General features: G+C 68.8%; 16 protein-coding genes and 1 pseudogene. 2 read left to right on the top strand and 15 right to left on the bottom strand.

Features of this window, described 5'->3' with window-relative positions:
- Positions 1 to 10: 10 nt before the first annotated feature.
- The 7 genes from AQJ46_RS39815 to AQJ46_RS39845 form a co-directional block, all read right to left on the bottom strand.
- A complete protein-coding gene (locus AQJ46_RS39815; protein WP_059210214.1) occupies positions 11 to 1,243 on the bottom strand; it encodes a sarcosine oxidase subunit beta family protein in 1,233 nt (410 codons plus the stop codon).
- A gap of 58 nt (positions 1,244 to 1,301) precedes the next feature.
- Entirely contained in the window at positions 1,302 to 2,162 is an 861-nt protein-coding gene (locus AQJ46_RS39820) for a bifunctional methylenetetrahydrofolate dehydrogenase/methenyltetrahydrofolate cyclohydrolase (RefSeq protein ID WP_059210215.1), read from the bottom strand.
- A 36-nt stretch (positions 2,163 to 2,198) separates the two neighbouring features.
- Complete coding sequence (locus tag AQJ46_RS39825; protein ID WP_059210216.1) at positions 2,199 to 4,637, bottom strand: GcvT family protein; 2,439 nt, start codon at positions 4,635 to 4,637, stop codon at positions 2,199 to 2,201.
- A gap of 272 nt (positions 4,638 to 4,909) precedes the next feature.
- Positions 4,910 to 5,872 (bottom strand): ABC transporter substrate-binding protein, encoded by a 963-nt coding sequence (locus AQJ46_RS39830; RefSeq protein WP_059210217.1) that lies wholly within the window; start codon positions 5,870 to 5,872, stop codon positions 4,910 to 4,912.
- Positions 5,873 to 5,886: 14 nt separating this feature from the next.
- Positions 5,887 to 7,887, bottom strand: coding sequence for an ABC transporter permease (locus AQJ46_RS39835; RefSeq protein WP_059210218.1), 2,001 nt, complete (start codon positions 7,885 to 7,887; stop codon positions 5,887 to 5,889).
- Positions 7,887 to 8,972, bottom strand: coding sequence for a quaternary amine ABC transporter ATP-binding protein (locus AQJ46_RS39840; RefSeq protein WP_059210219.1), 1,086 nt, complete (start codon positions 8,970 to 8,972; stop codon positions 7,887 to 7,889). The genes AQJ46_RS39835 and AQJ46_RS39840 overlap by 1 nt, the downstream gene beginning before the upstream one ends.
- A gap of 20 nt (positions 8,973 to 8,992) precedes the next feature.
- Positions 8,993 to 10,462 carry an aldehyde dehydrogenase family protein gene (locus AQJ46_RS39845; protein ID WP_059210220.1) on the bottom strand — a complete coding sequence of 490 codons (1,470 nt, stop codon included), beginning with the start codon at positions 10,460 to 10,462 and terminating at the stop codon, positions 8,993 to 8,995.
- 216 nt (positions 10,463 to 10,678) lie between these two features.
- Here AQJ46_RS39845 and purU point away from each other — a divergent pair, with 216 nt between their 5' ends.
- A complete protein-coding gene (purU, locus tag AQJ46_RS39850; protein ID WP_059210221.1) occupies positions 10,679 to 11,551 on the top strand; it encodes a formyltetrahydrofolate deformylase in 873 nt (290 codons plus the stop codon).
- A 75-nt stretch (positions 11,552 to 11,626) separates the two neighbouring features.
- On the opposite strand, the pseudogene AQJ46_RS57665 reads toward purU, so the two are convergent.
- From AQJ46_RS57665 to betA, 3 genes and pseudogenes are all read right to left on the bottom strand, one after another.
- Positions 11,627 to 11,972: pseudogene (locus tag AQJ46_RS57665) on the bottom strand (hypothetical protein).
- Positions 11,973 to 12,009: 37 nt separating this feature from the next.
- Complete coding sequence (locus AQJ46_RS39855; RefSeq protein WP_059210222.1) at positions 12,010 to 12,846, bottom strand: methylenetetrahydrofolate reductase; 837 nt, start codon at positions 12,844 to 12,846, stop codon at positions 12,010 to 12,012.
- Positions 12,847 to 12,849: 3 nt separating this feature from the next.
- Positions 12,850 to 14,520, bottom strand: a complete 1,671-nt coding sequence (gene betA / locus AQJ46_RS39860; RefSeq protein WP_059210223.1) for a choline dehydrogenase — start codon at positions 14,518 to 14,520, stop codon at positions 12,850 to 12,852.
- Between the two features lie 201 nt (positions 14,521 to 14,721).
- Between betA and AQJ46_RS39865 the strand changes: the two genes are divergently transcribed.
- Positions 14,722 to 15,468, top strand: a complete 747-nt coding sequence (locus tag AQJ46_RS39865) for an IclR family transcriptional regulator (RefSeq protein ID WP_059210224.1) — start codon at positions 14,722 to 14,724, stop codon at positions 15,466 to 15,468.
- A gap of 1 nt (position 15,469) precedes the next feature.
- On the opposite strand, the gene AQJ46_RS39870 is transcribed toward AQJ46_RS39865, so the two are convergent.
- The 5 genes from AQJ46_RS39870 to AQJ46_RS39890 form a co-directional block, all read right to left on the bottom strand.
- Complete coding sequence (locus AQJ46_RS39870; protein ID WP_059210225.1) at positions 15,470 to 16,600, bottom strand: aromatic ring-hydroxylating oxygenase subunit alpha; 1,131 nt, start codon at positions 16,598 to 16,600, stop codon at positions 15,470 to 15,472.
- A 147-nt stretch (positions 16,601 to 16,747) separates the two neighbouring features.
- Entirely contained in the window at positions 16,748 to 17,908 is a 1,161-nt protein-coding gene (locus AQJ46_RS39875; protein ID WP_208617062.1) for an NAD(P)/FAD-dependent oxidoreductase, read from the bottom strand.
- Positions 17,905 to 18,267, bottom strand: a complete 363-nt coding sequence (locus AQJ46_RS39880; RefSeq protein ID WP_059210227.1) for a bifunctional 3-phenylpropionate/cinnamic acid dioxygenase ferredoxin subunit — start codon at positions 18,265 to 18,267, stop codon at positions 17,905 to 17,907. Before AQJ46_RS39880 ends, AQJ46_RS39875 begins: the two co-directional genes overlap by 4 nt.
- 217 nt (positions 18,268 to 18,484) lie before the next feature.
- Positions 18,485 to 19,114, bottom strand: coding sequence for an MBL fold metallo-hydrolase (locus AQJ46_RS39885; RefSeq protein ID WP_059210228.1), 630 nt, complete (start codon positions 19,112 to 19,114; stop codon positions 18,485 to 18,487).
- Positions 19,114 to 20,199 (bottom strand): S-(hydroxymethyl)mycothiol dehydrogenase, encoded by a 1,086-nt coding sequence (locus tag AQJ46_RS39890; RefSeq protein WP_059210229.1) that lies wholly within the window; start codon positions 20,197 to 20,199, stop codon positions 19,114 to 19,116. The genes AQJ46_RS39885 and AQJ46_RS39890 overlap by 1 nt, the downstream gene beginning before the upstream one ends.
- Positions 20,200 to 20,264: the final 65 nt, after the last annotated feature.

Below are 20,264 nucleotides of genomic sequence, written 5' to 3' on the forward strand. Positions count from 1 at the left end.
TTGAGGATCCCTAGTGGGCCACCGCGGCAGCGCCGTGCTCGTCGACGAGCGCGCCGGTGGTGAAACGGTCGAGCGAGAAGGGGGCGTTGAGGGCGTGCGGGGTGTCGTGGGCGATGGTGTGGGCGTAGACCCAGCCGACGCCCGGGGTGGCCTTGAAACCGCCCGTACCCCAGCCGCAGTTGAGATAGAGGTTGTCGACGGGGCTGAGCCCGATGATCGGTGAGGCGTCGGGGCTGGTGTCGACGATGCCGCCCCAGGTGCGCAGCACGTGGGCGCGGGCGAAGACCGGGAAGAGCTCCAGGGCCGCCGCCATCTGCTCTTCGATGATGTGGAAGGCACCACGCTGGGTGTACGAGTTGTACGCGTCGATGCCCGCGCCCATCACCAGCTCACCCTTGTGCGCCTGGCTGACGTACACGTGGACGGCGTTGGACATGACGACCGTGGGGTGCACCGGCTCCAGGAGCTCGGAGACCAGCGCCTGCAACGGGTGGCTCTGGATGGGCAGTTCGATGCCCGCCATGGCGGCGAGGACCGAGGTGTGGCCCGCCGAGCAGAGGGCGACCTTGCCGGCCGCGATGGGGCCGAGGTTGGTCTGGACTCCGACTACCCGGTTGTCGACCACGTCGAGGCCGGTGACCTCGCAGTTCTGGATGATGTCGATGCCGGCGGCGTCGGCCGAGCGGGCCAGGCCCCAGGCGACGTAGTCGTGCTTGGCGATGCCCGCGCGCGGCTGGTACGTGGCGCCCAGAACCGGGTAGCGCACGTCCTGAGAGATGTTGACGATCGGACAGACTTCCTTGACACCGTCCGCGTCGAGCCACTCCGCGTCCACGCCGTTGAGGCGGTTCGCCTCGACCCGGCGCACGCTGTCGCGGACGTCCTGGAGGCTGTGGGCCAGGTTCAGCACGCCACGCTGGGAGAACAGGATCGGGTAGTCCAGCTCCTCCCCGAGGCCCTCCCACAGCTTGAGCGCGTGCTCGTAGATGCCGGCGCTCTCGTCCCACAGGTAGTTGGAGCGGATGATCGTGGTGTTGCGGGCCATGTTGCCGCCCGCGAGCCACCCCTTCTCCAGTACGGCGACATTGGTGATGCCGTGGTTCTTCGCCAGGTAGTGCGCGGTGGCCAGACCGTGTCCGCCGCCGCCGACGATCACCACGTCGTACGACCGCTTGGGCTCGGGATTGCGCCACAGAAAGTCGGGGTGGTCGGGCAGCTCTGCGCCCGGGATGCGGGGGCTCATCGGACGTCTCCGTCTTCTGAAAGGTGCGGATTCTGCGGGTGCTCGGGGACGTGCGCGTTCATACGGCGGTGGCGTTCCTCTCAGCGGCCTCGACGACGTTGGCCAGCAACATCGCCCGGGTCATGGGGCCCACACCGCCGGGCATCGGCGCGATCCAGTCGGCGACCTCGGCGGCGTCCGGGTGGATGTCGCCGACCAGGCCCTGGTCGGTGCGGGTGATGCCGACGTCCAGGACCGCGGCGCCGGGGCGCAGCATGTCCTTGGTGACCAGTCCGGGCGAGCCGGCGGCGGCGATGACGATGTCCGCCTCTCGGGTGTGCCAGGCGAGACCCTTGGTGCCGGTGTGGCACAGGGTGACGGTGGCGTTCTCGGAGCGGCGGGTGAGGAGGAGGCCGATGGGGCGTCCTACCGTGATGCCCCGGCCGATCACACAGACGCGCGCTCCGGCGAGCGGTACGTCGTGGCGGCGGAGCAGTTCCACGATGCCGCGCGGGGTGCACGGCAGCGGTGCCTCGACGCCCAGGGTGAGCCGGCCGAGGTTGACGGGGTGCAGTCCGTCGGCGTCCTTGGCCGGGTCCATTCGTTCCAGTACGGCGTTTGCGTCCAGGTGGCGCGGAAGCGGGAGTTGGACGATGTAGCCGGTACAGGCAGGGTCGGCGTTGAGCTCGTCGATCGTCTCCTCGACCTGCTCCTGTGAGGCGTCGGCGGGCAGGTCCCGGCGGATCGAGGAGATGCCGACCTGGGCGCAGTCGCGGTGCTTTCCGCCGACGTAGGCCCGGCTGCCCGGGTCGTCGCCGACCAGGACCGTGCCGAGGCCCGGCGGGCGGCCGCCCGTGGCCGTCAACTTGGCCACCCGCTCCGCGAGTTCGCGGCGGATGTCGGCGGCGGTCGCCTTGCCGTCGAGCAGCTGTGCGTTCACCGGCGGTGTTCCTTCCATCGGAGTCGACGCGAGATGTCAGCCACGGAGGCGGGACATGGTGGGGTCGAACAGGGGCTCCTCGGCGACGACCGCCTCGACGCGCTGGTCGAAGTAGCCGATCTGCACGGGCGTGCCGGGAGTGGTGAGCTCGGCCGGGAGCCACGCGTAGGCGATGCCCTTGCCGATGGTGTAGCCGTAGGCGGCGCTGGTGACGTAGCCGACCGGGCGGTCACCGTCGTACACCGGCTCCTTGCCGAGGACGACCGCCTGCGGGTCGTCGATGGTGAGGCAGGTGAGCTTGCGCCGTACGTCGGCCTTGCGCCGCTCCAGTGCCGCCTTGCCGATGAAGTCCTCCTTGTCGGCCTTGACGGCGAAGCCGACGCCGGCCTCGTAGGGGTCGTGCTCGTACGTCATGTCGGTGCCGAAGGAGCGGTAGCCCTTCTCCAGGCGGAGGCTGTTGAAGGCGCCGCGGCCGGCGATGACGCCGCCGAGTGGCCTCGCCGCCTGCCACAGGGTGTCCCACAGCTTCAGACCCTGGTCGGCGGTGGTGTAGAGCTCCCAGCCGAGCTCGCCGACGTACGAAAGGCGCATCGCGGTGACGGGCACCGAGCCGATGTAGGCACGCTTGGCGCGGAAGTACTTCAGGCCGTCGCCCGAGAAGTCCTCGTCCGTCAGCGGCTGGAGGACCTTGCGGGCCAGCGGGCCCCACAGGCCGATGCAGCAGGTGCCGGGGGTGATGTCGCGGGCCTGGACGGTGCCGTCGGCCGGGAGGTGGCGGCTGAACCAGTCGAGGTCCAGGTTGCCGTTGGCGCCGACCTGGAAGAGGTCGGGGGCGAGGCGGGCGACGGTGACGTCGCTGCGGATGCCGCCGTCGTGGTCCAGCAGCAGGGTGTAGGTGACCGAGCCGACCGACTTGGCGACCTTGCCGGTGCACAGGCGCTCCAGGAACTCGGCGGAGCCGGGCCCGCTCACCTCAAGGCGCTTGAGGGCCGTCATGTCGTACATCGCGACGGACTCGCGGGTGGCCTGCGCCTCGGCACCGACGATCGGCGACCAGAACTGCGCGGCCCAGTCGTTCGGGGTGGGGATGTTGCGGCCCTCGACCAGCTTCGCGTTGGCCTCGTACCACTGGGGGCGCTCCCAGCCGCTCGCCTCCAGGAAGAAGGCGCCGTGCTCCTGCTGGCGGGTGTGGAAGGGACTGGTGCGGATCGGGCGCGGGGCGCCGGACGGCTGGAGGGGGTGGAGGATGTCGTAGACCTCGACGAAGTTCTGGCAGTCGCGGGCCAGGACGTACTCCGGGGAGAGCTGGTGCGGCTCGAAGCGGTTGAGGTCGCACTCGTGCAGGTCGAAGGACGAGCAGTGCCCGTCGACCAGCCATTCGGCCATGGCCCGGCCGACGCCCGCGGAGTGGGTGACCCAGACCGCCTCGGCGACCCAGAAGCCCTTGACGTCCTGGGACTCGCCGAGGAGCGGGAAGTTGTCGGTAGTGAAGGAGAACAGGCCATTGATGCCCTCCTCGACCTTCGCCTCGCGCGTCGAGGGGAGCAGGGACTGGGTCTCCGCCCAGGCCGGCTCGAAGTCATCCTCGGTGAACTTCAGGACCGAGGGCATCTCTGCGTTCTCGTCGAAGGCGCGGATGTCGTCCGCGGAGATCGGCATCGGGCGGTGGCCGTAAAAGCCGATGCCTATGCCGTCGTAGCGGTCGCGGTAGTAGAGGTCGGCGTCCTGGTGGCGCAGGATCGGGCGGACCGCCTCCTCCGTCTGGCCGGCGAGGGCGGGTATCGGGCCGGTCCAGGCGAGCTGGTGGGCCAGCGGGGTCAGCGGCAGGTTCATGCCGACCATGCGGGCGATCTTCGGGCCCCAGATGCCGGCGCAGCACACCACGATGTCGGCGGGGATCTCGCCCTGGTCGGTCAGGACGCCGGTCACCTCGCCGTCGGCCTTCAGGACGTCCAGGACCTCGTGGCGGGCCAGGAAGCGCACACCGCGCTCGGTGGCCCGGCGGATCTGTGCCTCGACGGCGAGGACCGCCTTGGCGAGGCCGTCGGTCGGGACGAGGAGGCCGCCGAGGACCTTGTCACGGTCGACCAGCGGGTGCTTCTCGACGCACTCGTCGGCGCTCAGGATCCGCGACTCGATGCCCCAGGCGGTGATCCAGCCGTGGCGGCGGTGCAGTTCGGTGAGGCGCTCCGGCGTGGTCGCCACTTCGAGGCCGCCGACCTGGAGGAAGCAGGGCTTGCCGTCGACGTCGAGAGAGCAGAACTTCTCGACGGTGTAGCGGGCCAGCTCCGTCATGGTCTTCGAGGAGTTCGTCTGGAAGACCAGGCCTGGGGCGTGCGAGGTCGAGCCTCCGGTGGCCGGGAGCGGCCCCTGGTCGACCACGGTCACCTCGGTCCAGCCCCGCGCCGAGATCTCGTCCGCGAGAGCCGCGCCGACGACTCCCGCTCCGATGATGACCACACGCGGTCCCGCCATCGCCGCACCTCCGGTTTGTTCACCAGTCGAGCCGATCGAGTTGCTGTCTACGCAACTTGATTCAGGTTGCGCAACTCAATGTGCCTGTCGCGCCGGTGGGTGTCAAGAGTTGCGGGACCTCGGAAAACGGGCCGGAACACAAGCCGGGACACGCACCGCGACAAGGCCCGTGACAAGGCCTGAACAAGGCGATGCCCGGCGGGCGGTGCACGTGGTGTGCGCACCGCCCGCCGGGCATGATCCGACCGGTTTCCTGCTCCCTGGCTCCGGCGCTACTTGATCCAGGCGTCCACCTTGTCGCGGTTGGCCTCCACCCACTTCTTCGCCGCCGCCTCGTCGGACAGCTTGTCCTGCGCGATGTACTTGGCGACCTCGTTCTGGTCGTCGTTCGTCCAGTTGAAGTTCTTCACCAGGTTGTAGGCGGGGCTGCCGGACTTGGCGAACTTCGCGCTGACGATCTTGTTGAGCTTGTACACGGGATAGTCACAGGCGACCTTCGCCGCGACGGCGTCACAGCCGTCCTTGTACGCGGGCAGGCTGACCTTCTTCAGCGGGACCTCGGACAGGAACCACTGCGGCTCGTAGAAGTAGCCGATCACCCACTTCTTGTTCTTCTCGGCGTCGCGGAAGGCCGTGATGAGGGCGGCCTCACTGCCCGCGTACACCACCTTGAAGTCCAGGTTCAGGTTCTTCACCAGCGCCGCGTCGTTGGTGACGTACGACGGGTCACCGTCCAGGAGCTGGCCCTTGCCGCCCGACTCCGACGTCTTGAACTTCGACGCGTACTTGTTGAGGTTCTTCCACTCAAGGATGTCCGGGTGCGCCTTGGCCAGCCACGGCGGCACATACCAGCCGATCAGGCCTTCGTTGCCGGTCTGGCCGGCGTCCACGGCGGTCTTCTGCTGGTCGATGTACTTCTTCACCAGGTCCGCGTGGCCCCAGTTCTCCAGGACCGCGTCGACCTCGCCGGTGCCGAAGCCCTGCCAGGCGATCTCTTCCTTCAGGTTCTTCTTGTTGACCGTGCAGCCGAGGTCGTGCTGCGCGACGTACGCGACGACCGCCGCGTCGGCCTCGTAGCCCACCCACGGGTTGATGGCCAGGTTGAAGGTGCCGCACTTGCCCGAGCTTCCCGAGCCTGCGGAGGAGCTGTCTCCGACCTTCGCCCCGCCGCACGCGGTGAGGGTGAGGCCGAGGACGGCCAGGCCGGCCGCGCCGGCTCGCCAGTGTCTTGCCATGGTGTCGTGCTCCTTTAAGCGCCTGCGCGTCGCGCCGCTGCCTGAGTGATCCGGTCGAACATGACTCCGAGCAGTACGATGGCGAGTCCTGCCGCCAGCCCCTTGCCGTACAGCTCTCCCTGCGAGAAACCGGCCACGACGTCGTAGCCGAGGGCGCCCGCGCCTACCAGGCCGCCCACAACAACCATCGACAGCACGTAGATCAGACCCTGGTTTGTGGCAAGCGTCAGGGCACTGCGTGACATCGGCAGTTGAACCTTGGTGATGATCTGCCAGGTGTTGCACCCGGCGGAAGTGGCCGCTTCCACGGTGGTCGCGGGCACGGCCCGGATCCCGTCGGCGATGATCTTCATGGCGACGGGCGCCCCGTAGACGATCGCGGCGACGATGGCCGTGAAGCGGGTGGGCCCGAACAGTGCGAGGAACGGCACGAGGTAGACGAACGGCGGCATGACCTGGGCCGCGTCCAGGGTGGGCCGGATCATGCGGTCGGCCGTCATGCTGCGGCCCATCCACACCCCGAAGACGATGCCGAGGATCATCACGAGCACCGTCGCGACGATCGTCGAGGCCATCGTCGTCATGGCGTCCGACCACACGCCGGTGGCGACCAGCAGGCCCACGCACACCGCCGTGGTGATCCCGGACTTCCAGCCGCCGAGCACCACCGCCAGTGCGACCAGCACCGCGCCGACGAGCCACCACGGGGAGTCGGTGAGCAGCGTCTGGAACGGGTTGAGCAGGCCGTTGGTGATGGCGTCGCGGAAGGCGTTGGTCAGGCCCGACAGGTTGTCCTGCACCCAGGTGGCCGCGGTGTCCGTCGCGCTCGCGATATGGCTGCCGACGGTGCCGTCACCGGGGAAGTCGGCCGCCCACAGGTAGGTGCGCGACAGGTAGATCAGGATCACCGTGACCACGGCGCCGGCGCCGAGCAGGGGCCTGCGCCACTTCTCGAAGCGGTTCTTGGAGTTGCGTGCGTGCTCCTCGCGTGCGCTGGCCGCGGTCGTGACCCGGTCCAGCACGATCGCCATGATCACGATAGCGAGGCCCGCGTTGAAGGCCGTGCCGACGTCGAGCGACTGCAGTGCCTGCAGGACGTTCACGCCGAGGCCCGGTGCGTTGATCAGGGCCGCGATGGTCACCATGGCCAGGGCGGCCATGATGGTCTGGTTGACGCCCATGACCACAGTCCGCTTGGACATCGGCAGCAGGACCTTCAGCAGCGACTGGCGGCGCGTGGCGCCCAGTGAGTCGGCCGCCTCGACCGTCGTCCTGGACACGTTGCGGATGGCGTGCGCCGTGATGCGGATCGTCGGCGGGGCCGCGTAGATCACGGTGGCGATCGTGGCGGACGCGCCGCCGATGAGGAAGAACAGGGTCAGCGGCGCCAGGTAGACCATGGTCGGCATCGTCTGCATGAGGTCCAGGAAGGGCGTCATGAGCCGGTTGAACCGGTCCGAGAGACCGGCCCACACCCCGAGCGGGATGGCGAACAGCAGGGCCACGAACACCGCGCACAGGATGAGCGCCAGGGTGTCCATGCTCTCCTGCCACAGGCCCTGCAGCCCGAAGAAGGTGAAGCCGGCCACGGCCAGCAGCGCGACCTTCCAGTTGCCCACGGCCCAGGAGACGAATCCGGCCAGGCCCACGACGCCGAGCCAGCCGATCTCCGGGACCGGGCGGGCCCCGGACGGCTGGGAGATCAGGTGCTGGACGAACGTCACCAGGTTGTCGATGACCAGCCGGATCTCGTTGAAGAAGTACAGGAAGAGCGGGTTGGAGTTGCGGTTGGCGCCGATGGAGTCGTTGAAGTCGTTGATCCACCGGTGCAGATCGGTCAGATCGGCCACCGCCAGGGACAGGGTCTGCTTGCCGCGCAGGAGGGCGAAAAGCACCAGCCAGACGACGAGGATCGCGCCGATCATCACGGGCCGGCTGACCTTGCGCACGCTCTTGGCGGGCGCGGCCGGTTCCGCTGCCTCTGTTTTCTCGGGTTTCTCCATGACGACGGTCATCACGCGTCGCCTTCCTGCCCGGCGACCACCGCGAGGATCTCCTCGTCGCCGACGATGCCGAGCAGCTTGCCGTTCTCGACGACCTTGACCGGCTTGTCGGCCGCGAGCACCGCCCGGGTGGCCTCCTTCACCACGACGTCCGGGCCGAGCTCGGGGCCGTCCAGGGCGTCCCCGTCCTCCGGCGAGCGCATGATCCAGCGCAGGGTGAGCACATCGCCCCGCGGCACGTCCTTCACGAACTCGCGGACGTAGTCGTCCGCCGGGGCGCCGACGAGTTCGTCGCCGGTGCCGCACTGGACCATCTTGCCGTCGCGCATGATCAGGATGCGGTCGCCCAGCTTGAGGGCCTCGGAGAGGTCGTGGGTGATGAACACCATGGTCTTGCCGACCTCGTGGTGCAGGCGGATGACCTCGTTCTGCATGTCACGGCGGATCAGCGGGTCGAGCGCCGAGAACGGCTCGTCGAAGAGGAGCACGTCCGGGTCGCCGGCCAGTGCCCGGGCGAGGCCCACGCGCTGCTGCATGCCGCCGGACAGCTGGTCGGGGTAGGAGTTCTCGTAACCCGCGAGGCCGACCAGCTCGACGACCTCCTGGGCCCGCTTGGTGCGCTCGGCCCTGCCCATGCCGCGGATCTCCAGACCGAACGCCACGTTGTCCAGGACGCGGCGATGGGGCAGCAGTCCGAAGTGCTGGAAGACCATGGAGAACTTGCGGCGTCGCAGGTCGCGCAGGCGTTTCTCGTCGGCCTGACGGATGTCCTCGCCCTCGAAGACGATCTCGCCGGCGGTGGGTTCGATCAGCCGGGTCAGACATCGCACCAGCGTGGACTTGCCGGAGCCGGACAGGCCCATGACGACGAAGACCTCGCCGGGCGAGACGTCGAAGTGAACGTCTCGTACGGCGGCGGTGCATCCGGTGCGGTCCATGAGCTCGCGGCGGGTGAGGCCGCACAGCTCCTCGGAGTCCGGTACCTGGTCGGCCTTCGGCCCGAACACCTTCCACAGCCTGCGCACGGAGATGACCGGCGTGGAGCCCGAGTCCTGGGGCGTGCCGCGCCGCTGCGGCACCTCGGTCTGTGTGGTCACGTTCGACCTTCTTTCGGCGTTCAGCCGCGGAACCAACGCTGCGGCCGGGGTTGGATGTTCTGCCAGATGTGCTTGGGCTCGCGGTACTCGTTCAGGCCGGTCGGTCCCAGCTCCCGGCCCACGCCCGAGTGCCCGAAGCCACCCCATTCCGCTTGCGGCACGTAGGGGTGGTAGTCGTTGATCCACACCGTGCCGTGGCGCAGCCGCCGGGCGACACGCTGGGCCTTCCCGGCGTCCTGCGTCCACACGGCTCCGGCGAGACCGTACTCGGTGTCGTTGGCGATGCGTACGGCATCGTCCTCGTCGGTGAAGCGCTCGATGGTCAGCACGGGTCCGAAGGACTCCTCGTGCACCACTCGCATGTCCTGCGTGCACTCGTCGAGCACGGTCGGCGGGTAGTAGTGGCCGTCTCCCAGCGCGGGATCATCCGGTCGTGCACCGCCGCAGCGCAGTACGGCGCCCTCGGCGATCCCCGCGGCCACGTACTCCTCGACCTTCGCCAGGTGCTGTGCGGAGATCAGCGCTCCCGTCTCGGCCTCGGCGTCGAAGGGGCCGCCGAGCCGGATCTGCCGGGCCCGGCGGACGACCTCGTCGACGAACCGGTCGTGCAGGGAGTCCTCCACGATCAGCCGGGCGCCGGCCGAGCAGACCTGACCCGAGTGCAGGAAGACGGCCGTGAGAGCGAAGTCGACGGCCGTCTCGAAGTCGGCGTCGGCGAAGACGACGTTGGGGTTCTTGCCGCCGAGCTCCAGCGCGACCTTCTTCACGGTCGCGGCCGCCGTCGCCATGATCCGCTTGCCGGTCTCCAGGCCCCCGGTGAAGGAGACCATGTCCACGGCGGGGTCCTCGGAGAGCGGCGCGCCCACCTCGGGCCCGGTGCCGAGGACGAGGTTGGCCGCGCCGGCGGGGAGCCCGGCCTCCTCCAGGGCCTTCATCAGCAGGATCGAGCTGGAGGGGGTGAGCTCGCTGGGCTTGAGGACGATCGTGTTTCCGGCGAGCAGCGCCGGGGCGACCTTCCAACTCGCCTGCAGCAGAGGGTAGTTCCAGGGGGTGATGAGCCCGCACACACCGACCGGCTCGTAGACGACCCGGCTCACGGCGTCGTCGCGGCCGGTGTCGATCACGCGGCCGGCGTCGGTACCCGCGAGGCCGCCGTAGTAGCGGAAGCAGGAGACGACATCGGCGATGTCGTACTCGCTCTCCACCAGCCGCTTGCCGGTGTCCAGGGACTCGGCGCGGGCGAACGCCTTGGCGTCCCGCTCGATGATGTCCGCGGTGCGCAGCAACAGCGCGCCGCGCTCACCTTCCGGGGTGTTCGGCCAGTGGCCCGCGTCGAAGGCGCGGCGGGCCGCGGCGATCGCGGCCTCGGTGTCGGGGCGGGTCGCCTCCGAGACGGTCGCCGCGAGGGTACCGTCGGCGGGACATCGGATGTCCCGGTACCCACCGGCGAGCGGATCCCGCCATTCGCCATCGACATACAGGTCTGCCACGCGCCGAGCCTTTCATTGGAATCGTTGCGCATCGTGCACCGTATTGCTTGTGGTGGAACACAGTGGCGAATGGACAGACCGGCGTCAAGAGGTTGGCGGATGACGATTTCACCATGCGCAGCTTTACTCGCCCACCCTTGACCACGGGCGACACCGCGCCGACCATGTTGCGTATCGCTCACCTTGTTGTGCAATACGCACCGACGGAGGCCGCACATGTCCCCTCGCCCGCAACCTGGCCGTGAGTACGTCCTCACCCTCTCCTGTCCTGACAGCGCGGGACTGGTTCACGCCGTGAGCGGCTTCCTCGTGAGGAACTCCGGAAACATCCTGGAAAGCCAGCAGTTCGACGACCGACTTCAAGGGCGCTTCTTCATGCGGGTCCACTTCGACGTTTCCGATCCGAACTTCAAGCTGGAGGTTCTGCGCTCCAGGTTCGGCCCGGTCGCCCAGGCCTACGGCATCTCCTGGACCCTGAACGAAGCGGCCACACCGACCCGGACGCTGATCATGGTGTCGAAGTTCGGCCACTGCCTGAACGACCTGCTGTTCCGCCGGCGCACCGGCGCGCTCAACATCGAGATCCCGGCGATCGTCTCCAACCACCGCGACTTCGAGAAGCTCGCGGAGACGTACGGCGTCCCCTTCCACCACATCCCGGTGACCAAGGAGACCAAGGCCGACGCCGAGGCACGGCTGATGGAACTCGTGCGCGAACTGGACGTCGACCTGGTGGTGCTGGCCCGCTACATGCAGGTCCTCTCCGACGACCTGTGCAAGCAGCTGGAGGGCCGCGCCATCAACATCCACCACTCCTTCCTCCCCAGCTTCAAGGGCGCGCGCCCCTATGACCAGGCGTACCAGCGCGGAGTCAAGCTGGTCGGCGCGACGGCGCACTATGTGACGTCGGATCTGGACGAGGGGCAGATCATCGAGCAGGACGTGGTCCGGGTGGACCACTCGCTCGACCCCGGCGACCTGGTCACGGTCGGGCGGGACGTGGAGGCGCAGGTCCTCGCGCACGCGGTGAAGTGGCACAGCGAGAGCCGCGTGATGGTGGACGGCAACCGCACGGTGGTCTTCCGCTGAACCGTATACGAGAAGGGCGGGACCGGATTCCGGTCCCGCCCTTCTCGTATACGACGCCGGGGGCACCGGAACAGGTCACAGGGGCTGCTGGAGAGACGCGATGAGCGCGGCGGGTCGGAAACGCGCGCCGGGGACGAGAGCTGCGAGCTCGCGCCCCTTCACCACCGGGATCCAGGTGTCGTCCTCGCCCCAGCCGGTACCGCCGGCGGAGGTGACGTACTGAGCACCAGGGCGGCGTGCAGCAGGTGCGCCCGCAACGCGACGGCACCGCCGAAGTCGTGGGCGACCACGAGCGGGCCACGGCGCGCCAGACGTATGACGAGAAGGGCGTGCCGTGCAGCAGGACGACCGGCGGCCGGCCGGGGTGCCCCAGCCGGTCCCGGCGGACATCACCCGAGGTGCTGGTGAACGTTCGGGTCAGCTGCCGATTCGGTGTCCGTTGTCATCCTTCTCCCGGTTCAGCCGTCCACCCGGTCCAGCAGCGCCCGGCGCCACCGTTCCGTCTCGGCGATCTGGTTGAACGTGAACAGATGCAGCCCGGCCACCCCCGCCGATGGCGCGGTGAGGGCCTCTTCCATGCGGGACAGCAGCCGCTCGGGCCCATAACCACCGGGGGCCGCGAAACGCACGAACCACGAGGCGTGCCGGGTAAGGAAGCGGGTCGACTCCCCCACCCCGATCTTCGTGGCCATCGCCAGCAGTTTCGCCCGCTGCACGGGTCCCGCGACGCCTACATGAACCGGCAGGGTGACGTCCCTGCGCCGTATACGACCGAGCCACTCTCCCAGCACTCGCGGGTCGAAGCACAGGTTGCTCACGATGTACGTGGCGTGCTCGCGCTTGTCCCACATCGCCTGGATGGTGAGGTCGTCGTGGATGAGCGGATGGCTCTCCGGGTAGCCGGTGACGCCGACCCTGGCGAAGGGCCTGCCCAGCTCGCTCAGCCCACGCAGCACCGGCAGGGCCCCGTCATAGACTCCCGCCGGCGGGTCGGAGTCGCCGGCGGGGACGAAGACGTCGTCCACGCCGGACTCGCGGAGCCGGGCCGTGACCTCCTTGAGGTGGACGTCGTCCCGCAGCAGCCGCGCGGGCACGTGCGGGACGACCCGGTAGCCGTGCGCGGCGAGCCGGCCGGCAAGGTCGAGGGTCGGCTCCAGGCCCTTGACCGGCGACGCCGTCACGGTCACGACGACATCGCGCGGGACATGGGCGAGAACCTTGTCCTCGGTCGACTTCGCGGGCAGCACCTCGTAGCGGACGCTGTTCAGCAGCGCCCGGAGCCCTGTGGCGCCCAACTCCTACTCCGCCTGCTTCTGGACGTGACTGTGGCGGTAGTACGCGGCCTTCGACGGCGCGAGCGCCTCCTTGCCGAGGATCAGGTCGGCGGCCTTCTCGGCGACCATCATCACGGGGGCGTAGATGTTGCCGTTGGTGACGTACGGCATCACGGACGCGTCGACGACCCGCAGGCCCTCCACGCCATGCACCCGCATGCTGGCGGGGTCGACGACGGACATCTCGTCGGTGCCCATCTTGCAGGTGCAGGACGGGTGCAGGGCCGTCTCGCCGTCCTTGGCCACCCACGCGAGGATCTCCTCGTCCGACTCCACGGCCGGGCCGGGCGAGACCTCGCCGTCGTTGTAGGGGGCCAGGGCGGGCTGGTTGAGCAGCTTGCGGGCCACCCGGATCGCCTCGACCCACTCGCGGCGGTCCTGTTCGGTGGACAGGTAGTTGAAGCGCAGCGCCGGGTGTTCCCGAGGGTCCTTGCTCTTGATCTTCACCGAGCCGATGGCGTCGGAGTACATGGGCCCGACGTGCACCTGGTAGCCGTGTCCACCGGCGGGCACGGAGCCGTCGTAACGGACCGCGATGGGCAGGAAGTGGAACATCAGGTTGGGGTAGTCCACGTCGTCGTTGCTGCGCGCGAAGCCACCCGCCTCGAAGTGGTTGGTGGCTGCGGGGCCCTTGCGGAACAGCCACTGCAGGCCGATGAAGGGGGCACGCCATTTCGCGAGATACGGCTGCATCGAGACGGGCTGCTTGCAGGCGTACTGGATGTAGACCTCCAGGTGGTCCTGCATGTTCTCGCCGACACCCGGCAGGTCGTGGACGACGTCGATGCCGAGCGCGCGCAGTTCCCCGGCGTTGCCGACGCCGGACAGCTGCAGCAGCTGCGGGGAGTTGATCGCGCCGCCGCACAGGATGACCTCTTTGGCGCGGACCTGCTGGAGTGCGCCCCGGCCTCGCCGGTACTCGACGCCGACCGCCCGCTTGCCCTCGAACAGGACGCGGGTGACCAGGGAGCGGGTCCTGACGGTGAGGTTCGGCCGCTTCATCGCGGGCTTGAGATAGGCCTTCGACGCCGAGAGCCGGCGACCGCGGTGGACGTTGCGGTCGAACTTGGCGAAGCCTTCCTGCCGGTAGCCGTTGACGTCGTCCGTTGGGGCGTAACCCGCTTCCTGCGTGGCCTTGAGGAAGGCGCCGAAGAGGGGGTTGGACGCCGGGCCTCGTTCGAGGACGAGGGGGCCGTCGTGGCCGCGGAACTCGTCGTCCGGATCGGCCGCCAGACAGTTCTCCATGCGCTTGAAGTACGGCAGACAGTGCGCGTAGTCCCAGCTCTCCATGCCGGGATCGGCGGCCCAACGCTCGTAGTCCAGGGGGTTTCCGCGCTGGAAGATCATGCCGTTGATGCTGCTGGAGCCGCCCAGCACCTTGCCGCGGGCGTGGTAGACCCGTCGGCCGCCCATGTGGGGCTCGGGCTCGGACTCGTACTTCCAGTCGTAGAACCGGCTGCCGATGGGGTAAGTCAGCGCCGCGGGCATGTGGATGAAGACGTCCCACGGGTAGTCCGACCGGCCGGCCTCCAGGACCAGCACCCGGTTGCCCGGGTCGGCGGAGAGCCGGTTCGCCAGTGCACTGCCGGCCGATCCACCACCGACGATGACGAAGTCGTATTGCTGAGGAGCCATGGTGCCTCGTCTCGCTCGCTCCGTAGATATGCGAGGCATGCTAAACCCGGTAGCGCCATACGCACCAGGTTGCGAAGAGCGCAACTTCAGGATCTTGATTTCGGGAACGTTACTTGCAGCGGTGTTGTTTACTACGAGTATAGTTTCACTGTGAGCAACTACAGCCCTGACACTGAAACGTCGAATTCACATGCCGGCGGCGTGCAGTCGGTGGACCGCGCCATCAGCGTCCTGGAAATCCTCGCTCAGCGTGGCGAGGCGGGCGTCAGTGAGGTGGCGGGCGAGATCGAGGTGCACAAGTCGACCGCCTTCCGGCTGCTCGGCGCTCTGGAGGCGCGCGGTCTGGTGGAGCAGGCCGGCGAGCGCGGCAAGTACCGCCTCGGCTTCGGCATCGTCCGCCTGGCCGGCGCGGTCACGGGGCGCATCGACATCACTCAGCAGGGCCGCCCGGTGTGCGAGCGTCTCGCCGAGGAGATCGGCGAGACGGTCAACATCGCGGTGATGCAGGAGCACTACGCGATCAACCTCTACCAGGTGCGCGGCCCGGGCGCGGTCACCGCACACAACTGGGTCGGCCAACTGACCCCGCTGCACGCGACGTCGAGCGGCAAGATCCTGCTGGCGTACCTGCCCGCCAAGGAACGCGCCGCACTGCTGACAGAGGCCGGCCTCAAGAAGGTCACACCGCACACGATCACCTCGAAGGCGAAGCTCGAGAAGAACCTCGCCGAGGCGCGGGACGCCGGCTACGCCTGGACCAAGGAGGAGCTGGAGCTCGGCCTGCACGCCATGGCTGCACCGGTCCTCGACCGGGACGGAGAGGCCATCGCGGCGGTCACGGCCTCCGGGCCCGCGTACCGGTTCACCGAGGAGCGGATGCGCGAGCTCGCCCCGGTGCTGATCAAGGGCGCCGAGGAGATCAGTCACCGGATGGGCTATCTGGGCTGAGTCACCCCTGAGGGGTACCCAGGCGCTCGTTCACCCAGTCATGGAAAGCTCCGATGTGGTGCTCGCTGGGCACCAGCACGCCACCCTTGGCATACATCCGCGAACTCATCCCGGGCTGCGTACGCTCGCAGGCGTCGAAGTCCTGCTGGTTGACCCGGTGGAAGAGTTCCACGGACCGGCTGACGTCCTTGCCGCTCTCGACGACGTGCGGGAGGTACAGCCAGTCACACTCGACGATCGTGCGGTCCGCGGACACCGGGTACATCCGGTGGAAGATCACGTGGTCGGGCACGAGGTTGATGAAGACCTGGGGCCGGACGGTGATCGCGTAGTAGCGGCGGTCCTGGTCGTCGGCGACCCCGGGAATGCGGTCCAGCCCCTCCGAGCCGTCGACCGTGAAGCCCTGGACCTCGTCACCGAACTCCGCGCCGTGACCCACGTAGTACTGGGCGGCGTAGCCGTCCGCGAACTCCGGGAGCACCTCGGTGAGTTCGGGGTGGATCGTGGCGCAGTGGTAGCACTCCATGAAGTTCTCGATGATGAGCTTCCAGTTGGCCTTCACGTCGTAGACGATCCGCTTGCCGACAGAGAGGTTGTCGATGCCGTAGCGCTCGATCGACTCGACGTCGCCGAGGCGGGCGACGACCTCACCGATGACCTCCTCCTCGAAGGAGGGCGGGTTCTCCGCGAGACAGACCCACACATAGCCGAGCCACTCGCGCACGGCCACGCTCACCAGTCCGTACTCGGTACGGCCCACGTCGGGCATCTTGGTGAGGTTGGGCGCCGCGACGAGCTTGCCGTTCAGATCGTACGTCCAGGCGTGGTACGGACACTGGAAGGCCCGCTTGACCTCGCCGGTCTCCTCGGTGCAGAGCTTGGCGCCGCGGTGTCGGCACACGTTGAAGTACGCACGGATGCCGTTGTCCCGGGCCCGGGTGACGAGGATGCTCTCGCGGCCCACCTCGACGGTGCGGAAGGCGCCGGGCTTGGCCAGCTCGGAGGCCCGCGCGACGCAGAACCACATGGTCTCGAATATGTGCTCCTGCTCCTGGGCGAAGAACTCCGGGTCCGTGTAGGAGGACCCGGGGAGAGTGGCGATCAGGCTGTCCGGCAGGCTGGTCGAGGTCACGGTGCACTCCTCGGGAGAACGTCGTGGAGGGGTCATTCACGCGCCGGGAAGAGCGACTCCGGACGGTGTTGTACATAGAGCAACGCTGCGTGCTATGTGCAACGCAGCATGGGATGCCGCCGGGGCGGTGTCAAGATGCGGGCCGCGTCAGGCTGCTGTGGCGAGCTGCTTGCGCCAGCGTGTGAACAGCCGCGGCTGGTTCATCCCGAGCACGGCGACCGGGTTCCCGGCCCGCCGGTAGACGGCCAGGACGTCGCGGTGGTCCGCGGTGCCGGCCTCGACGGTGACGGTGTCCGCGCCGACCGCGTAACCCGCGAACTGGATCTTCACGCCGTACTGGTCGGACCAGAAGTACGGCGGCCGGGGCACCCCCGGATCCACCGCACCGCCCGCCAGCAGGGTGGCGACCGCGGCATCGGGCCGTTCCCGCGCGCCGGTCCAGTGCTCGATGCGGCGATGGTGACCCGCGCGCGGGTCGTACCAGTTGGCACAGTCGCCGACCGCTACCACGCCGGCCAGGCTGGTGCGGCCGTCGGCGCCGCACTTGACGCCGTTGTCGAGGGCGATGCCGGAGCCTTCCAACCACTCGACATAAGGGCGTGCGCCCACACCGACGACGACGATGTCGGCGGGGATGCCGCGGCCGTCCTCCAGCAGGACGGCGTCGACGCGGGTCTCCCCGCTCAGCCCCTTGACGCCCACACCGCACTCCAGCCGTACGCCGTGGTCGGTGTGGAGAGAGGAGACGATGGCACCCATGGTCTCGCCGAGCGGTCCGGCGAGCGGTGTCGGGGCGGCCTCGACGACGGTCACGTCGAGGCCGAGGGCGTACGCGGTGGAAGCGACCTCGGCTCCGATGAAGCCTCCACCGATCACCACCAGCCGTCCTCCGCGGGACAGTTCGTCCCGCAGGGCGCGGGCGTCGTCCAGGGTGCGCAGGGTGTGCACTCCGGCCAGACCCTCGGAGCCGGGCAGTGTGCGTGCCGCGGCGCCCGTCGCGATGACGACGCCGTCGGCCTGCACCTTCCGTCCGTCGGCGAGCCGCAGGGTGCGCGCCGCGTGGTCGAGTCCGGTGGCACGGACGCCGAGCAGCCACTCCGCCCGGAGGTCCTCGCCGTCGGCCTCCAAGGCGAGTTCGGCCTCGCCGAGTGTGCCGGCCAGGAACTCCTTGGACAGCGGGGGCCTGTCGTACGGGCGGTGGAGTTCGTCTCCGATGACGACCAGCCGGCCGTCGTAGCCCTGCTTGCGCAGTGAGCGCGCCGCCGACAGTCCGGCCAGCGAGGCGCCGACCACGGCGACCGTCCTCACGCGGGACCCCCGGCGAGCCGGGCCGAGATGCAGGGCGGCAGGTTGGGCGCGTCGGTGGACACGCGGACATAGATCATGCCGTCCTCTACGAGGATCTCGTGCGTCCGGACCGGGAGTTTGGCCGGCGGGGCGTCGACCGCGCCGGTCCTCAGGTCGAACTTCGAGGCGTGCAGCGGGCATTCCACCTCGCAGCCCTCCAGCCAGCCGTCGGCGAGCGACGCATCCTGGTGGGTGCAGGTGTCGTCGATGGCGAAGAGTTCGCCGTCGTCGGTGTGGAACACCGAGACCGGCGGATCGATGTCGAGCCGGTGGGCCTCGCCCGGGGGGAGATCCTCAAGACGGCACGCGGGAATCATCATGACACCTCGGGTGCGTATAACGAAACGGATTGCGGTAAGCGCAACACCAGTCTGAGGTTGGCCTGAACCCTTGTCAAGGCATTCAGAGGCCACTCCGAGGCCGTTCATTGCGTTGCGTTATAAAAAACTCAACTCGCATAGAGCAACAGCAGCCCGCCGCATCGGCTCGCGGCGCGGCGAGCCGAGGGCGGGCGCTCAACAGGTCGCACGGGGGGCGTCAGAAGCCGCGGTCGATCCATTCCTGCAGGTGCGGGGCCTCGGCGGCGATGCTGGTCGTGTCCCCGTGGCCGGTGTGCACGACAGTGTCCGTGGGCAGCGTCAGCAGCCGGTCCCGGATCGACTCGACGATGGTAGGGAAGTGGCTGTACGACCGCCCTGTCGCCCCTGGCCCGCCGGCGAACAGCGTGTCGCCGCTGAAGAGCGCCGCCAGGGCCGGGGCGTACAGGCAGACCGCCCCGGGGGCGTGCCCCGGCGTATGCAGCACGGTGAGCTCGACACCGGCCACCGCCAGGCCCTGGCCGTCGGTGAGTTCGGCGTCCGGCGCCCGGTCGGGGTGGGTCTGCTTCCACAGCGGCAGGTCGTCCGGGTGGAGCAGGACCGGGGCGCCCGTGCGCGCCGCGAGTTCGGGAGCGGCGTCGATGTGGTCGTTGTGCGCGTGGGTGCACACGATCGCGATGAGGCGCCGGTCACCGACGGCCTCGGCGATGGCGTCGGCATCGTGCGCGGCGTCGACGACGATCGCCTCGCTGTCGTCGCCGACGATCCACACATTGTTGTCGACGTCCCAGGTGCCGCCGTCCAGCGAGAACGTTCCCGAGGTGACGAGGTGTTCGATGCGGGCGGCCATCAGAGGACCACCACCGAGCGCAGCACGTCGCCGCCGTGCATCCGCTCGAAGGCCTTCTCGACGTCGTCCAGCGCGATCGTCTCCGTGACGAAGGCGTCCAGGTCGAGCCTGCCCTGGAGGTAGAGGTCGATGAGCATCGGGAAGTCGCGGGAGGGCAGGCAGTCGCCGTACCAGGAGGACTTCAGGGCGCCGCCGCGGCCGAAGACGTCCAACAGCGGCAGTTCGAGCTTCATCTCCGGCGTGGGAACCCCGACGAGGACCACCGTGCCGGCGAGGTCGCGGGCGTAGAACGCCTGCTTGTACGTCTCCGGGCGGCCGACCGCCTCGATGACGACGTCGGCGCCGTGGCCGCCGGTCAGCTCCCGGATCGCTTCCACCGCGTCGGCGTTCTTCGAGTTGACGGTGTGGGTCGCGCCCAGCTTCACGGCGGTCTCCAGCTTGCGGTCGTCGATGTCGACCGCGATGACCTTCGCCGCCCCCGCCAGGTTCGCCCCGGCGATCGCCGCGGCCCCGACACCACCGCAGCCGATGACGGCGACCGAGTCACCTCGCCCGACGTTGCCGGTGTTGATGGCCGCGCCGATGCCCGCCATCACGCCGCATCCCAGCAGACCGGCGGCGGCCGCCGATGCGGTCGGGTCGACCTTGGTGCACTGCCCGGCAGCGACCAGTGTCTTCTCCGCGAAGGCGCCGATACCCAGCGCCGGCGACAACTCGGTGCCGTCGAGCAAGGTCATCTTCTGCTTGGCGTTGTGGGTGTTGAAGCAGTACCACGACTCCCCGCGCCGGCAGGCACGGCACTGACCGCACACCGCACGCCAGTTGAGGATCACGAAGTCGCCCGGCGCGACGTCGGTGACCCCTTCCCCCACCGACTCCACGACACCCGCGGCCTCATGGCCCAGCAGGAAGGGGAAGTCGTCGTTGATGCCGCCCTCGCGATAGTGCAGATCGGTGTGGCAGACCCCGCAGGCCTCGATCTTCACCAGCGCCTCACCCGGACCCGGGTCAGGCACGATGATCGTTTCCAGGCTGACGGGGGCGCCCTTGCCCCGCGCGACGACAGCACGGACCTGGTGCGTCATGGCCACTCCTCGGCTGGTCGAGACTTGAATCAGATGTTGCTCATTACGGCACACATCTCACGTGT

Source organism: Streptomyces canus (genome assembly GCF_001514145.1).
Classification (GTDB): domain Bacteria; phylum Actinomycetota; class Actinomycetes; order Streptomycetales; family Streptomycetaceae; genus Streptomyces; species Streptomyces canus.

Bases quoted from the DNA above. Each gene is read 5' to 3' on its own strand.
- AQJ46_RS39835 (WP_059210218.1), bottom strand. From the start codon at position 7,887: ATGACCGTCGTCATGGAGAAACCCGAGAAAACAGAGGCAGCGGAACCG.
- betA (WP_059210223.1), bottom strand. From the start codon at position 14,520: ATGGCTCCTCAGCAATACGACTTCGTCATCGTCGGTGGTGGATCGGCC.
- AQJ46_RS39825 (WP_059210216.1), bottom strand. From the start codon at position 4,637: ATGGCGGGACCGCGTGTGGTCATCATCGGAGCGGGAGTCGTCGGCGCG.
- AQJ46_RS39885 (WP_059210228.1), bottom strand. From the start codon at position 19,114: ATGGCCGCCCGCATCGAACACCTCGTCACCTCGGGAACGTTCTCGCTG.
- AQJ46_RS39880 (WP_059210227.1), bottom strand. From the start codon at position 18,267: ATGATGATTCCCGCGTGCCGTCTTGAGGATCTCCCCCCGGGCGAGGCC.
- AQJ46_RS39815 (WP_059210214.1), bottom strand. From the start codon at position 1,243: ATGAGCCCCCGCATCCCGGGCGCAGAGCTGCCCGACCACCCCGACTTT.
- purU (WP_059210221.1), top strand. From the start codon at position 10,679: ATGTCCCCTCGCCCGCAACCTGGCCGTGAGTACGTCCTCACCCTCTCC.
- AQJ46_RS39830 (WP_059210217.1), bottom strand. From the start codon at position 5,872: ATGGCAAGACACTGGCGAGCCGGCGCGGCCGGCCTGGCCGTCCTCGGC.
- AQJ46_RS39890 (WP_059210229.1), bottom strand. From the start codon at position 20,199: ATGACGCACCAGGTCCGTGCTGTCGTCGCGCGGGGCAAGGGCGCCCCC.